This window comes from Halobacterium sp. CBA1132 (assembly GCF_001485535.1).
Lineage (GTDB): Archaea > Halobacteriota > Halobacteria > Halobacteriales > Halobacteriaceae > Halobacterium.
The window spans coordinates 1,431,296-1,445,453 of sequence record NZ_BCMZ01000001.1 but is presented as its reverse complement, the minus strand read 5'-3'; the positions used below and the strand labels follow the sequence as shown (position 1 = coordinate 1,445,453).

At 67.9% G+C, this 14,158-nt stretch carries 15 protein-coding genes and 1 tRNA gene; 12 read left to right on the top strand and 4 right to left on the bottom strand.

The genetic code is table 11. The features are described from left to right. Window positions 1–104: 104 nt before the first annotated feature. The 5 genes from aroA to AVZ66_RS07445 all read left to right on the top strand — a co-directional run bounded on the left by aroA (window position 105) and on the right by AVZ66_RS07445 (window position 4,622). Entirely contained in the window at window positions 105–1,388 is a 1,284-nt protein-coding gene (aroA, locus tag AVZ66_RS07465; protein WP_058984678.1) for a 3-phosphoshikimate 1-carboxyvinyltransferase, read from the top strand. A gap of 66 nt (window positions 1,389–1,454) precedes the next feature. Then, entirely contained in the window at window positions 1,455–2,606 is a 1,152-nt protein-coding gene (aroC, locus tag AVZ66_RS07460) for a chorismate synthase (RefSeq protein WP_058983294.1), read from the top strand. Window positions 2,607–2,734: 128 nt separating this feature from the next. After that, window positions 2,735–3,064, top strand: a complete 330-nt coding sequence (locus tag AVZ66_RS07455; RefSeq protein WP_058983292.1) for a hypothetical protein — start codon at window positions 2,735–2,737, stop codon at window positions 3,062–3,064. Window positions 3,065–3,125: 61 nt separating this feature from the next. After that, window positions 3,126–3,758, top strand: coding sequence for a uracil-DNA glycosylase family protein (locus AVZ66_RS07450; RefSeq protein ID WP_058983290.1), 633 nt, complete (start codon window positions 3,126–3,128; stop codon window positions 3,756–3,758). A 99-nt stretch (window positions 3,759–3,857) separates the two neighbouring features. Further along, window positions 3,858–4,622 carry a DUF2064 domain-containing protein gene (locus AVZ66_RS07445; protein WP_058983289.1) on the top strand — a complete coding sequence of 255 codons (765 nt, stop codon included), beginning with the start codon at window positions 3,858–3,860 and terminating at the stop codon, window positions 4,620–4,622. A 224-nt stretch (window positions 4,623–4,846) separates the two neighbouring features. Here AVZ66_RS07445 and AVZ66_RS07440 read toward each other — a convergent pair whose 3' ends face one another. Continuing rightward, entirely contained in the window at window positions 4,847–6,031 is a 1,185-nt protein-coding gene (locus tag AVZ66_RS07440; RefSeq protein WP_058983287.1) for an orc1/cdc6 family replication initiation protein, read from the bottom strand. A 353-nt stretch (window positions 6,032–6,384) separates the two neighbouring features. Here AVZ66_RS07440 and AVZ66_RS07435 point away from each other — a divergent pair. After that, a tRNA-Ser gene (locus AVZ66_RS07435) sits at window positions 6,385–6,467 on the top strand. Between the two features lie 92 nt (window positions 6,468–6,559). Continuing rightward, a complete protein-coding gene (locus tag AVZ66_RS07430) occupies window positions 6,560–6,886 on the top strand; it encodes a DUF5785 family protein (RefSeq protein WP_082678807.1) in 327 nt (108 codons plus the stop codon). A gap of 101 nt (window positions 6,887–6,987) precedes the next feature. Here the strand turns inward: AVZ66_RS07430 and udk are convergent, their stop codons facing one another. Then, window positions 6,988–7,737 (bottom strand): uridine kinase, encoded by a 750-nt coding sequence (gene udk / locus AVZ66_RS07425; RefSeq protein ID WP_058983285.1) that lies wholly within the window; start codon window positions 7,735–7,737, stop codon window positions 6,988–6,990. 197 nt (window positions 7,738–7,934) lie between these two features. Here udk and AVZ66_RS07420 point away from each other — a divergent pair, with 197 nt between their 5' ends. The 3 genes from AVZ66_RS07420 (at window position 7,935) to AVZ66_RS07410 (ending at window position 10,404) form a co-directional block, all read left to right on the top strand. Next, entirely contained in the window at window positions 7,935–8,480 is a 546-nt protein-coding gene (locus AVZ66_RS07420; RefSeq protein WP_058983282.1) for a cyclic nucleotide-binding/CBS domain-containing protein, read from the top strand. A gap of 179 nt (window positions 8,481–8,659) precedes the next feature. Then, window positions 8,660–9,856 (top strand): phosphoglycerate kinase, encoded by a 1,197-nt coding sequence (locus AVZ66_RS07415; RefSeq protein WP_058983280.1) that lies wholly within the window; start codon window positions 8,660–8,662, stop codon window positions 9,854–9,856. A 38-nt stretch (window positions 9,857–9,894) separates the two neighbouring features. Beyond that, entirely contained in the window at window positions 9,895–10,404 is a 510-nt protein-coding gene (locus AVZ66_RS07410; RefSeq protein WP_058983277.1) for a GNAT family N-acetyltransferase, read from the top strand. A 99-nt stretch (window positions 10,405–10,503) separates the two neighbouring features. Here the strand turns inward: AVZ66_RS07410 and AVZ66_RS07405 are convergent, their stop codons facing one another. Next, the gene (locus tag AVZ66_RS07405; protein ID WP_058983275.1) at window positions 10,504–10,737 is read right to left on the bottom strand and encodes a DUF2249 domain-containing protein; all 234 of its coding nucleotides are present in this window, start codon (window positions 10,735–10,737) and stop codon (window positions 10,504–10,506) included. A 99-nt stretch (window positions 10,738–10,836) separates the two neighbouring features. Here AVZ66_RS07405 and AVZ66_RS07400 point away from each other — a divergent pair, with 99 nt between their 5' ends. After that, window positions 10,837–11,070 (top strand): hypothetical protein, encoded by a 234-nt coding sequence (locus AVZ66_RS07400; RefSeq protein WP_058983274.1) that lies wholly within the window; start codon window positions 10,837–10,839, stop codon window positions 11,068–11,070. A gap of 55 nt (window positions 11,071–11,125) precedes the next feature. Beyond that, window positions 11,126–12,121 (top strand): DUF5784 family protein, encoded by a 996-nt coding sequence (locus AVZ66_RS07395; protein WP_058983269.1) that lies wholly within the window; start codon window positions 11,126–11,128, stop codon window positions 12,119–12,121. Here the strand turns inward: AVZ66_RS07395 and AVZ66_RS07390 are convergent. Continuing rightward, window positions 12,118–14,157, bottom strand: a complete 2,040-nt coding sequence (locus AVZ66_RS07390) for a bacterio-opsin activator domain-containing protein (RefSeq protein ID WP_058983267.1) — start codon at window positions 14,155–14,157, stop codon at window positions 12,118–12,120. The two genes, AVZ66_RS07395 and AVZ66_RS07390, sit on opposite strands and share 4 nt — an antisense overlap. Window position 14,158: the final 1 nt, after the last annotated feature.

The following is a 14,158-nucleotide window of genomic DNA, read 5'->3' as shown; positions in this document are numbered from 1 at the left end:
CCGTCGAGTCCGCGCGGCCGCCGCAAAATCCTACCGCCTCCGGCCAACTGGGAAGCCTCACCGGCGTCGGAACCCTGATACCAGACGCCGCCGTCGCCGTACGCATGGACGTCACTGTCGGAACTTCGCGGGTCGCGGGTACCGCTCGCGCCCCGCCGTCGAAGAGCTACACGCACCGCGCGCTGCTGGCGGCGGGGTACGCGTCGGGCGCACTGGTCCGGAATCCGCTCGTGAGCGCGGACACGCGGGCGACCGCTCGCGCCGTCGACCACTTCGGCGGGGACGCCGAGCGCGTGCAGACCGACTGGGAGATTACGGGATTCCGGGGCGCTCCCGACGTGCCCGCGGACGTCATCGACTGCGCGAACTCGGGGACGACGATGCGGCTGGTGACGGGCGCGGCGGCGCTCGCGGACGGCGCGACGGTGTTGACCGGGGACGCGTCGCTGCGCTCGCGGCCGCACGGCCCGCTACTCGATGCTGTTGCTGACCTCGGCGGCGCGGCCCGGTCGACGCGCAGGAACGGGCAGGCGCCGCTCATCGTGGACGGCCCGATGACGGGCGGACGTGTGCAGATGCCGGGGGATGTCTCCTCGCAGTTCGTCACGTCGCTGCTGATGGCTGGCGCGCTCACCGACGACGGCGTGGAAATCGAGTTGACGACCGAGCTGAAGTCCGCGCCGTACGTCGACATCACGCTGGACGTGCTGGATTCGTTCGGCGTCGACGCCGCGGAGACCGACTTCGGCTACCGCGTGCCCGGCGGGCAGAGCTACGAACCGAGCGACGGCGAGTACGCGGTTCCGGGGGACTTCTCGTCGGCGTCGTACCTGCTGGCGGCGGGCGCGCTCGCGGGCGGCGACGAGGTCGTCGTGGAGGGCGCGCACCCGAGCGCGCAGGGCGACGCGGCAATCGTCGACGTGCTCCGGGAGATGGGCGCGGACATCGAGTGGCGGAAGGACGCTGGTGAAATCGTCGTCGGCGAGTCCTCGCTGGACGGTATCACGGTCGGCGTCGCCGACACCCCGGACCTCCTGCCGACGATTGCGGTTTTGGGGGCGGTAGCGGACGGCACGACGCGGATTACGGACGCCGAGCACGTCCGCTACAAGGAGACCGACCGCGTGGCGGCGATGGCCGAAGAACTCGCGAAACTCGGGGTGTCCGTCGAGGAGGAACGCGACGAACTCGTCGTCCACGGCGGCGACAGCGACCTCGAAGGAGCGCGCGTGGACGGCCGCGGCGACCACCGCATCGTGATGTCGCTGGCGGTCGCCGCGCTCGTCGCGGACGGCGAGACGACCATCGCGGGCGGCGAGCACGTCGACGTCTCGTTCCCCGACTTCTTCGACGCACTCGCGGGCCTCGGCGCCGACGTCGACCGCTGACGGTGGGCGCGATGATCCGTTGCGCGGACTGCAAGCCATAAGCCCCTCGGGACGTATGCTCCGGTAATGAACGGTAATCGCTTCGGGCGACTGTTCCAGGTGACGACGTACGGCGAGAGCCACGGCAAGGGGATGGGCGTCGTGGTTTCGGGGTGTCCCGCGGGACTGGAACTCGACGAGGAGACGATTCAGCGCGAGCTCGACCGCCGGAAGCCCGGCCAGTCGATGATTACGACGTCGCGGGGCGAACCCGACGAGGTGACCATCAACTCCGGGATTCAGGACGGCTACACGACGGGCACGCCCATCGGCATGACCATCCAGAACAAGGACGCCGAGTCCGGGAAGTACGAGCCGTTCGTCACGGCGCCGCGGCCCTCCCACGGCGACTTCACGTACTCCGCGAAGTTCGGCACGCGTAACTGGGGCGGCGGCGGGCGTTCCTCGGCCCGCGAGACGGTGAACTGGGTCGCGGCGGGCGCGATTGCGAAGGAGATTCTGGAGCAGGAGGGCGTACAGGTGAAAGCCCACGTCAACCAGATCGGGGACGTCGAGGCGCCCGAGGTGTCCTTCGAGGAGATGCTCGAACACACCGAGGACAACGACGTGCGCTGCGCGCACCCGGAGACGGCCGCGGAGATGCAGGAACTCATCGAGGACTACCAGGAGCGCGGCGACTCGATTGGCGGCTCGATTTACTTCGAAATTCGGGGCGTGCCGCGCGGGCTGGGCGCGCCGCGCTTCGACTCCGTGTCGGCGCGTCTCGGACAGGCGATGCTGTCCGTCCCGGCGACCACGGCGTTCGAGTTCGGACTGGGTCGCGACGCGCGAACGTACGCCGGGAAGGAGCGCAACGACGACTGGGAATTTGATAACGAGGGGGAACCAGTGCCGGTGGAGAACGACCACGGCGGCCTGCAGGGCGGCATCACCACTGGAGAGCCGATTTACGGCGAGGTGACGCTGCACGCGCCCACGTCGATTCCGAAGAAACAGCAGACGGTCGACTGGGAGACGGGCGAACAGAAGGAGGCGCAGGTCGTCGGCCGCCACGACCCGGTGCTGCCGCCCCGGGGCGTCCCCGTCGTCGAAGCGATGCTGAACGTCACCATCCTCGACTTCATGCTGCTCGGCGGGCGCATCAACCCGGACCGCCTCGACGGCCAGCCTGGCGAGTACGACACCGACTACCACCCGAGCAGCCCGCGCAACGAGTAGCTCGGCGCTCGGGTGCCGCGGCCCCCTTTCTGCCGTGCGACGCGAAACCGCGCGACGGGAGCGCCGAACAGAGGCGTCTATAGGCCTCTTAGTCAGGCTTATGCCCGCGGCCGCGAGTCCTCACGGCGATGGGCCACCGGTGTATCGCGTGCGGCGAGCCCGCGGGCTACAACCGCGCGGTCGTCGATACTGTCGGCGGCGTCCGCGTCGGCGCGCTCTGCGTGAACTGCGAGCGCGCGGAGTTCGGCCGCAGCCTCGAACGCGGCCGGTGGCGGGGCGTCGACGGCTGCGCGTTCTGCGACCGGGACGGCTTCTACGCGCTCCCGCAGTGGGTGCCCGACTGCCGGCGCGACGACGCCGCACTCGTCTCCACCGTCGCCTACGAGGTCACTGAGGCCACCGCCACCGTCTGCGACGAACACCTCCACGCGCTCCGCGACGGTCGAACGCGGGGCTGACGTCGCGGGCGCCCGGGGCCGAGCGAAGCGGCTTTTTGCGCGCGGGCCTCAGTCCCGGTAGATGGACGCTCATCAGGACGGCCCGCAGAACCCCTACGGGATGGACGAGGACTGCCGGAACTGTCCCGGGCTCTGTGACGTCCGCGAGCGCGTCATCCACGGCTACGGCGACGTCGGCGCGGACTTCGTGTTCGTCGGCGAGGCCCCCAGCGAGGGCGCCGAGGCGACGGGGGTGCCGTTCACGGGCGACGACGCGGGCGAGCGCTTCCAGCACATCCTCGGGAGCGTCGGCCTGAACTACTCGCTGCCGTCCAGCGACGAGCCCGAGCTGGACAACGCCTACCTGACGTACCTCGCGCGCTGCCGCCACCCCGACCGCGCGCCCAGCGACGAGGAGGTCGTGACCTGCGAGCCGTACCTGAACGCCGACATCCGCATCATCAACCCCGAGGTGCTCGTTCCAGTCGGCCAGCGCGCGCTCACGGAACTCGGGAAGGAGTACACGACGACGCCCGCCGACGACCTCGACGTCGAGAAGCACCACGCGACGTCGATTCGCGGGCGCGGGTTCGAACTCGCACCGATGGTCCACCCCGCCGACCAGACCGACGAGCAGGTCGACGAGTACGTCGACTTCTTCCTCGACTTGCTGGACACGGACTACCGGCAGACGAAGGGCCGGCGCGGTCGCTGACGCGACCGCTTCGTGGGGGCGAACGCGGCGGTTGCTGGAGGGAACTAGCGCGGGCACCGTATCGCGGTGTTCAAGCGTCCCCCGGACGGAGGGCAACGTATGACTGTCGTCGCCGTCACGGTGGACCCGCCGCGGGAAGGACTCGTCCTGCCGGAATTGGCAGCCACGTCGCCGCTCTCCGAGCGCGAGGCCGCATCGCTGTACGAGGCGATGGCCGCCGACGCGTTCCACGCGGCCGCCGACAGCGGCGGCGACCTGCTCGTGAACTACCGCCCGGACGACGAGATTCCCGACGAGCACGTGCCCGAGGGCGCCGACGCGGAACGGGAAGTCCGCGAACTCGTCGAAGACGTCCTCGATGAAGAACAACTGGAGGAGGCGCGCGTCGAAGTGCAGGTCGGGTCCTCGAAGCACGCCCGCGTCGGGAACACGGTCACGCACTTGCTCGACCGCGAGGGCGTGGCGTCGGTCTCTGTTCTCGAACCCGACACGCCGCTGGTCGCGCGCAAGCACGTCGACAGCGCGGCGCTGAAACTCCGCCGGAATCCCGTCGTCGTCGGGCCGTCCCGGGAGGGCAGCCTCTACTTCGCTGGCTTCCGCGAGCCGATAGACTTCGAGGGCGCGTGGAGTCCGCCCGAAATCGAGAACGTGACCGCGCGCGCCGTCGACGCCGGCCACGACGTCGACTTCCTCCACGAACACACTCGCGTACGCACCGGCAGCGATCTCGTCTCGGTCGTCGCGGAGATTCGCGCGCGCCGTGCCGCCGGCCGCGTCGTCCCCGCGTTCACGACTGCGTACGTCGAAGACCTCGGTCTCCGCGTCGAGGAAGCAGACGACGACCGCGTGCTCGTCCGCGAGTAAGGAGCGCGGGCGGGCCCCCGTTTGCAAGTGTTGTTCTCGTTCGTGGGGTGGGTCACCGGTGTCTTCTCCCCCACCCCGTTTTGCAAGTGAAAGTAGCTCGGGGACAGGCGGGGTAGCCGGCAGGAGTCCCCCTCCCACCCCCGGTTTTCGAGTGTTCGAACGTAGAACCAAGTGGTGGTCAGCGAGTGCTCGGCGAAAATGCGTGGAAGAACGTCGCGAGGATGTCAATCGGTTTCGTCGGCCATCGCTTCTCGCACCATCTCCGCGTCGACGTCGAGTTCGTACTCGAAGAACTGGCCGCCGCCGCGCCCGTAGTTGCGGTCGTGCTGGCGGAGGAATCCCAGCATCGAGAGGTCGTTGAGGTGGTCGTGGACACTACGCTGGCTCAACGGTTCGGCCGCGTACTCCGCGGCGACGTCCTCGTACACCTCGTAGAGTTCCTTCGCGCGGGCCGGCGTCTCCCCGCTGACCGATATCTGTGTGACCGCGAGCAGAACGTACTGGCCGTGCGTCGTGAGGTCCTTGATGGAGTCCTTGATACGGCCGCGTTCGACGCGCTCGACCGCCGTGTCGACATCTTCCTCGGAGACGACTTCCCGGCCGTCTTCGACAGCGACGTTGACAGACTCCCGGAGCAAGTCGATCGCCTGTCGCGCACTTCCCCGGTCACGGGCTGCGAGCGCCGCACACTGCGGGATGACGCCGTCGTCGAGAACGTCGCCGCGGAGGCCGCGCTCGGCGCGGTCGGTGAGAATCGTGACGAGTTCGTTCGCGTCGTACGGCGGGAACTTGATTTCGCGCTCGCAGAGCGTGTCCTGCACTTTCGGCGAGAGGTCGTTGCGGAACGTGTAGTCGTTGGAGATGCCGACGACCGCGACCTGCGAGTCGGAGATGTTGCCGTTCGTCTTCGCGCGCGGCAACTGGTAGAGCAGCATGTCGTCGTCGCCGAGGTTGTCGATTTCGTCGAGCACGATGAGCACGGTTCCCTCTCGTGCTTCGATTTCGTCGAACAGCGCGTTCAGCACGTCCGACGTCGACAGCCCCGTAGTGAGCGGGTCGCGGTCGGTGTCCGCGCGGAGTTCGTTCACGAGCGCGATTGCGGCCTGATACGACGAGGGGTGGTGGTGGCAGTTGACTTCGACGCTCACCACGTCGTCGACGCCCTCGCGGTCTTCGGCCTCGTATTCGAGGGCGTCCATCATGTACCGCGTCACGGCGGTCTTCCCGACGCCGGTCTTCCCGTAGACGAAGACGTTGTCGGGCTCCCAGCCGTCGACCACGTCTTGGAGGGCGTTGGCGTACTGGTCGATCTCCTCGTCGCGTTCGAGGATTTCCTCGGGCTCGTAGTGATCCTTGAGGACGTCCTTGTTGGTGAACAGCTCGACGCGGTCACGGAACGGCGTCTTCATCGCTTGCGAGTGGCTTTCTGCCCATCCACCATAATACCCTCGGTTCTATCGTTTCTTCAGTTTCGTGTGTTCGTTGGTGTGTTCGTAGTACCCACACCGATATTTCTCCTGCTGCCGTAGCGCCGCGGCACCTGCACCCGCTACCGACCCTTTCAATTCTCCCATAACACTTGCAAAACGGGGTGGGCGTGTTGCCGCCGTGGTTACTCATCCGAAATCGGTGGTCGCATCGACCGACGTTCGCACGGCCCCTATCGTTCCCCGTCGAACACTCGAAATCCGGGGGCGGGGGCGTTCCCGACTGCCGGACAACGACAGTTTGAACCGTCCACTCGTCGTACGGTCGCTCGCGTGGTGAGGTGGCAGAGCGGCCTATTGCGCCGGTCTTGAAAACCGGTGGCGTTACGCCTCCTGGGTTCAAATCCCAGCCTCACCGCTAACATTCTACACAACTCGTTTCTCGTGGAGCCGAGAATCTCCTGCGCGGATTGAGAAACGGTTTTGGGGCCGGCGGCGAACGACACGAGTATGGCAGAGATGGAAGACCCCTCGGGCCGGGACTGGGTCCACGACCCCGACGGCGAGAAAGGCAGCGAGGGCGGCCGCAACTACGACATGGCGGTCCTCTCGAAGATGACCGACGAGCACGACGACTTCCCGCTGGAGAAATCGGCGTTCGTCGAGGAGTTCGGCGACTGGCCGGTCCGAATCAACCACGAGAAGGTGCTCTCCGTGGCGGAAATCTTCGAACACGTCGAGGAGGACGAGTTCGAGACGAAGGTTGGCTTCCACAAGGCGGTCGGAGACGGCCTGCGGCGCGCGAACATCTGGGACTACCACCCGCCGAACCGATAGCGCGCCGCTAGAATTCCGACAGCGTAGCAGCCACCCTCTTCTCGGAACGTGACGCGGGTCAATGGGGCGTGACGCGCGTCGGTGGAATGACGCGCGTCGAATTACTCGTTGTTCTCCGCCGCGCCCGCGTCGAGTTCGTCCCGTAACTCGTCACTGATTTCGTCGTCGCTGGCTCCGTCGTCGCTGAATTCGCGCTCGTAGCGCTCCTCGTCGCCGCGCACCGCCCACGCCGCCATCTCCGAGCTCTCGGCCTGCACTTTCTCTTCGAGGAGGTTGACAGCGACCGCGTTCGCGCCCTCCGGGATGATGATGTCGGCGTCTTTCTTCGTGGGTTCGATGAACTGCTCGTGCATCGGCTTGACCGTCGAGAGGTACTGGTCCATCACACCTTCGAGGTCGCGGCCGCGGTCGACGACGTCGCGTTCGATGCGGCGGAGGATGCGGACGTCGGCATCCGTCTCGACGTAGATGTGGAGGTCGAGCATGTCGTTGACGTTCTCGTCGTAGAGCGCCAGAATCCCCTCGAGCACGATGACGTCGGTGGGTTCGACGGTGACACGTTCGTCTTTGCGGAGGTGTTCGGTGAAGTCGTACTGGGGCATCTCGACGGACTGCCCGGACAGCAGCGCGTCGAGGTGTTCGCGGAGGAGGTCCCACTCGAACGCCGAGGGGTGGTCGTAGTTGACGCTCTCGCGCTCCTCGAAGTCCATGTGGCTGAGGTCCTTGTAGTAGTTGTCCAGCGGGATGAGGGTGGCCGCTTCCTCGACGTTGTCCGTAATCTCGCGGGCTACCGTCGTCTTGCCGGCGCCTGTCCCCCCGGCAATGCCGATAGCGAACGACGGGATGGTCATTGCTACACGGGAGGGGAGGCAACGATGTTGAATCCCGCGGTTCGACCCGGCAGTGAGAAGGGTTTGCAGCGACCTCCGGAGAACAGTTTGCAGTGACCTCCGAAGAACAGTTTGCAGCGGCCTCCGAGAACTTCGCTGCCGCGACCTATACGCGTTTTGGGAATACCTTTTAGCACGACTGCGTGCTACGCTATCTCATGGCACAGTTAGCGCTCAGGGACGTGCTCTCCCGGGAGTTCGTCGGCGTCAGCGAATCCGACGAACTCCTCGACGCGGTGGAACTGATGCGGGCCGAGAACACCAACAGCGCGGTCGTCCTCCGCGGCACCGACCCGGTCGGCGTCGTCACCGCCGAGTCCGTGATGGACGCGCTGCTGGACGGTCATGACCCGGATGGCGTCACCGCCGCGGACGTGATGGACGGCCCGCCGGAGTCGCTGTCTCTGGACGCCTCCGTCGCCGACGCCGCCGACTTGATGGGGCGGACCGGCGACCCGCGTGTGCTGGTCGCGGACGACGACGGCGTCCACGGCGTCGTGGAAGCGCGCGACGTCGCACCCACCGTCGAGAAGCAACTCCGCGGCGCGCCCGGAGCGCCCTCGGGCCGGCCAACCGGCAACGAGCAAGCCCACTCCGAGAGCAGCTACGCCGAACAGGGCGTCTGTGAGAGCTGTGGCGGGCTCGCGCACGAACTCGTGGACGTCAACGGCCAACTGCTCTGCCCGGAGTGCCAGCCCGTCTGACGGACCGTTCCTCGTCCACACCCCCGGCTCCCGGGACCCCTTCCCGACCCGTCTCTGTCCCTCGAGCGCACGACGCCAACCACGAGTGTTTACTCGCGTTCGAATTGTCGAATTCGGGCGTGTGACTGGCCGCGGCGGACAGAAACGCCTATGCACGCAGATTCTCTCGGACCCAGTACATGGCGATACGGACCCTCGACGACCTCGACGCGACGGACACCGCGGTCGGGGTGCGGGTCGATATCAACAGCCCGCTGGCCGAGGACGGAACGCTCGCCGACGACGCTCGCCTGCGAGCGCACGTAGACACGCTCGACGAACTGCTCGACCGCGGCGCGCGCGTCGCGATTCTCGCCCACCAAGGCCGACCGGGCGGCGACGAGTTCGCGCGCCTCAACACGCACGCCGACCGCCTGGACGAACTCCTCGACAACCCGGTCTCGTACTGCGACGCGACGTTCTCCGCGGAGGCCCGGGACGCCGTCGACGCCCTCGACTCGGGGTCGGCGGTCCTGTTGGAGAACACGCGCTTCTACAGCGAGGAGTACATGGAGTTCGCGCCCGAGCGCGCCGCGGAGACGTTCCTCGTCTCCCGGCTCGCCCCGGTCTTGGACGCGTACGTCAACGACGCGTTCGCGGCCGCGCACCGCTCACAGCCGTCGCTGGTCGGGTTCCCCGAACTGCTTCCGTCGTACGCGGGCCGCGTGATGGAGTCCGAACTGGACGTGCTGGGCTCCATCGAGGAGACGCCGACGCCGCGGACGTACGTCGTCGGCGGCGCGAAAGTCCCGGACTCCGTGACGGTCATCGAGCACGCGCTCGCAAACGGACTCGCCGAGGACGTGCTCGTGACCGGCGTGGTGGCGAACGTCTTCCTCGCGGCGGCAAACGTGGACATCGGGAGCGCGAGCACGGAGTTCGTCAAGGACAACGGCTACGAGACCGAAATCGAACGGGCGGGCGCGCTCCTCCGCGCGTACGGCAACACGATTCGCTTGCCGACGGACGTCGCCGTCGAGCGTGACGGCGAGCGCGTCGAACTCGCGGTCGCGAACCTCCCACCGGGAGAGAACGAGCCGCTCCAAGACGTCGGTAGCGCCACCGTCGACGCGTACGCTGCGGTTCTCGAAGACACCGGGACGGCGGTGCTGAACGGGCCGGCGGGCGTCTTCGAGGAGGAGACGTTCGAGGACGGCACGCGCGGCATCTTCGAGGCCGCGACGAAGGCCGACTTCACCATCGTCGGCGGCGGCGACACGGCCGCGGCCATCCGGAAGTTCGGGCTCTCCGGGTTCGAGCACGTGAGTACTGGCGGTGGCGCTGCGCTCCGACTGCTCACGGCCGAGCCGCTGCCCGCCGTGGAGGCGCTCCGATGACGGCACTGACCGCGGCCTCACTCGCGGAGGGACGCTAAATGGAGGTGGCGGCTGCGACCGGTGACGACGTCGAAGCTGTCACGGAACTGTGGGTGGCGCTCGCTCGCGAGCAGCGCGCACACGGCTCGCACTTGTTCGCGGCGGAGAACCGCGAGCAGGCCCGCGACCTCGTCGCGCAGTACGTTCACACCGGCGACTGCGGGGTGGTCCGGCACGCCGGCCAGCCCGTGGGATTCGTGATGTTCCACGTCGAGACGGGGTTCTTCGAGACGGACGCCACTCGGGGCGTCGTGGACAACGTCTACGTGCTGCCGGACGCTCGCGGCGACGGCCTCGGGTCGTCGCTGCTCGACTACGCGGAACACCAGCTACGCGAGGCCGGCGCGGACATCCTCGCGGTCGAAGCGCTGTGGGACAACGAGGCCGCGCGCCGCCTCTACGAGCGCCGCGGGTACGCTCCGCACCGCGTCACGATGGAGAAGCAGGCCGACGGAGACGGGGACGGCGACGCGTCAGCGGACGCGCCCACGGACGCAGAGTCGGAGTGAGGTGGGGTAGCAGAAGCGCAGTTGAGTGGTGATGAGAAGGAGCCGGCCGGCGTGTGCCGGCGGAAAGCGGGCACGACGCAGGAGGGAGCCTCGCTCAGCTCACACCTTGGGGAGTGTCGCGACGAACTCGCTGGGACCTCGCTGTTCGACCTCGTAGGCGTCCGCGTCGAAGGATTCGACTTCCGCCTGCAGCTCGTAGAACAGCGGCTTTGGCTCGTGGTCGTTGACGAGTTCGAGCGCTTCGCCGCTGTCTAACTCCGCGAAGGCGTCGTGTATCTTGGGGTGGCGTTCGGGCGGCGGTACCTCCCGCAGGTCGAGTGTTTTCGCTGCCATCGTGGTCGGTAGTTTGCGGTCCCCGCGGGTGTGTGTTCTCCCGAATATATTCGACAGACCGCCGAAACATTCATACCGAAGGGCGTGGTATGTAGTCACATGTCAATCTCGGAGGCGGACCTGCGACTCGGACAACCCGTACGCGTCACGCGCCAGTCGGCGGACAAGGCGAAGCTCGCGGTCCACGGCTACGACCGCCACCAGCACTTCGGCGACGACGGCGTCGTCACCGACGTCCGCGCGGGCAGCGACGGCCCGCGAATCGTCGTGCGCTTCGACGACTACGGCCGTGACGCGGTCACGTACCGGCCGAAGGAGCTCGAAGCCGCCTAACCGCGTTCCGGCGCGCCGACGACAGACTCATCCCTCCCGCAGGCCTACTCCGCGTGTGGCGAAACCGCTGCGGTTCCGGCGCTCGACCGAATCGTGGAGTGCCGACCGCGTCCACGACCTCCTCTACAGAGACCTCGACGACAACCTCGGCGCGCGCAGTTCGACGCCGTGGTTCAAACCCCCCGAGGGCTACGAGGCCCGGCGGTTCGACGTGGACAACGGCGACACCGCGCTGTTCTGCTGGAACCGCGACGGCGGGTGGTGGCTCGGCAACACGGAGACGCCGGAAGCGCTCTGGCGGACGGACAAGCAGTCGTTCGCCGAGGCGCCCGCGGATGTCTCCGAGTGGGCCCAGCGGGAACTCCTCGCGGAACTCCACGACGAGGACCCGTGGCTCGCCGACTACCCCACGCTGTCGTGGTTCTTCCTCCCCGTGTTCTGCTCGAAGGACGGCCGCGAGACGACGCGGGAGTTCTTCAGCGAGCACGCCGCCGGCTTCCCCGACGCGGACGCCGCGGACGCGCTCGCGTTCTACGAGTCCTTCCTCGACACCGGCATCCTCGACGACGAACGGCACGTCATGGCGGGGAAACTCGGCACCTCCGAGTTCCTCGACTTGGCGCGCGCCAGCGCCGCGATGAGCGAGTTCCACGCCGCGTGGCTGCTCCACGAGGCCGGCTACGAGGTCACCCCCGAAATCGAGGTGACGACCGGGCACTCGCTGGACTTCCGCGCGGACCGCGAGGGCGAACACGGCGTCCTCGTCGAAGTGACCCGTCCCGTACCGACGAACGACCGCGCCGCGAACACGCCGATTCGAGCGGTCAAGGAGACCGCGGAGACGAAGACCAGCGGCCAACTGGAAGCCCACGGCGGCGGCGCGGTCCTGTTCGTGGACTGCTCGTCGTTCCCGGACGACGAGTGGCGCCGCGTCCGCGGCGAACAGCCGGACGTCGGCCACCGGCCCGCGGTCGTGTTCCGCGTGCGGCCCGACGGCTCAGTGGACGGCTACACGAAGGGGTCGGTGCCGCTGTCGCTCCCGCAGTTCTAGTCCGACGCCTCGTCCCCGACGATGCGCGCGAAAATCTTGTTCTCGGCCGCGCGCAGGTGCTGTGAGAACGTCGGCCCGGCGATGTCCAGCGACGCCGCGACGTCCTCGCCGCTGGTCGCTCGCGGCCACTCGAAGAACCCCGCGAAGTACGCCGTCTCGACGACGGTGCGCTGGCGGTCGGTGAGTTCGTTCGCCCACACGTCGGCAACGCGGTCCCCGCGCTCGTCGTCGCCCGTGACCTGCCGGCGGGCCACCGCCTCCGCGGACTCGTAGGCGTCCTGGACCTCGTCGACGACCGCCCGCACGTCGACGTTCTGAGGAAGTTGGACCCGAACCCGGACGTCGTCATCGACAACAACCTCCTCGACGGAGCCGTCCATCGACGCCACCGTGGTCGTCAGCGGCGGGTCCGAGAGCGGGAGTTCGAAGCGCACGTTGTCGCCGTGCTCGCTGACAACGCTCGCCGCTCCCCACCACGGTACCTCGCCGGCGAGCGCCGACAGGTCGTCCATCGTGTCCGCGGCCGTGGTGCCGTAGACGATGAACTCGCCGTCGCCGACCGGAATCGTCCGCTCGAAGGTCACGGGCGCCGACGGGGCGCGGTCGGCGCCGAACGCCTCGGCGGTGTCCGGAATCCGGAACTCCAGTTCCACGACCGCGTCGCTCAACAGCGCGCGCTTGCGCTCGGCGGCCGCGATGGCGTGCCCGACGAGGCGACCGAGGTGCTCGACGACGGTCCGCTCCTGTTCGCGGAACGCGTCCGAGCGGTCGGCGTACACGTTCAACACGCCGTACGTGGTGTCCTCGTGACGAATCGGGATGGCGGCCGACGACCGGAAGCCGTACTTGTCGGCGACATCGCGCCACGGCTCGTAGTCGATGTCGTCGTAGACGTCGACGACGGTCTGTATCTTGCCGGTGCGGAGCGCGCGCCCCGTCGGGCCTTCGCCGGTCGGGTCGTCGGGATCCACGGACAGCGACACGTCGTCGAGGTAGCCGTCGGTGCCGGCGCTCGCGCGCACGCTCACAGACTGCGTCTCAGAACCCGGTTCGGCGACCCACGCGAACTCGTAGGACGGCGACGCCGCGAGGCGCTCGCAGGTGATACGTTCGATCTCCTCACGCGTGGACTGCTCGACGACCGCGCTCGCGACGTCGCGGATGACGCCGTTCAACTGGTTCAGCGCGGCGAGGCGCTCGCGCTGGGCTTCCAGTTGGCGTTCGTACTCGCGCTGTTCGGTGACGTCGCGGGTGTAGACGACGAACCCGTCTATCGCCGGTTCGTCGAGGAGGTTGCGCCCGCGCCCGTCCAAGAACACCCACGAGTCGTCCGAGCAGCGAATTCGGAAGTCGACGGTCGCGCGGTAGTCGGGGTCGCCGGCGAGTCGGTCGAACTCCTCGCCGACCGCGGCACGGTCGTCGGGATGGATGTAGTCGAAGGCGTTCTCACCGACCAGTTCGTCGGTGTCGTAGCCGAGCACGTGCTCCACGGACGGCGTGACGTACTGAATCGTTCCGCCCGGGTCGACGATGGCGTTGACGTCCGTGGACTCCTCGATGAGCGCCTCGTAGCGCTTCTTCTCGCGGCGGTGCGCCCGCCGCTCGATGGCGTGGTGGACCGAGCGCACGAGCAGCTCGGGGTTAATCTCGTCTTTCACGAGGAACTCCTCGGCGCCGCGGCGCAGCGCCTCCATCCCGACTTCGCGGTCGGTCAGTCCGGTGAGGACGACGACCGGCACCTCGGCGTGGTGGTCGAGCAGCGTCGTGAGCGACTCCAGTCCCTTACTGTCGGGGAGTCCGAGGTCGAGGAGGACGACGTCGGCGCTGGCGTCGTCGAGGTGGTCGAGGGCGTCGTCGAGGCGGGTCTCGTGGACGAGCCGGTCGGCTTGCGCCCCGACACCGTCACCGACGAGCGCGTCGTCGTCGAACGAGCGCGCCTCCAGCGAGACGGCGTCGTCCAGCATTTCGCGGATGTAGCGGGCGTCACCGGGGTTGTCCTCGACCAGCAGGATTCGGGGGCGTGCGTCGTCGCTCATG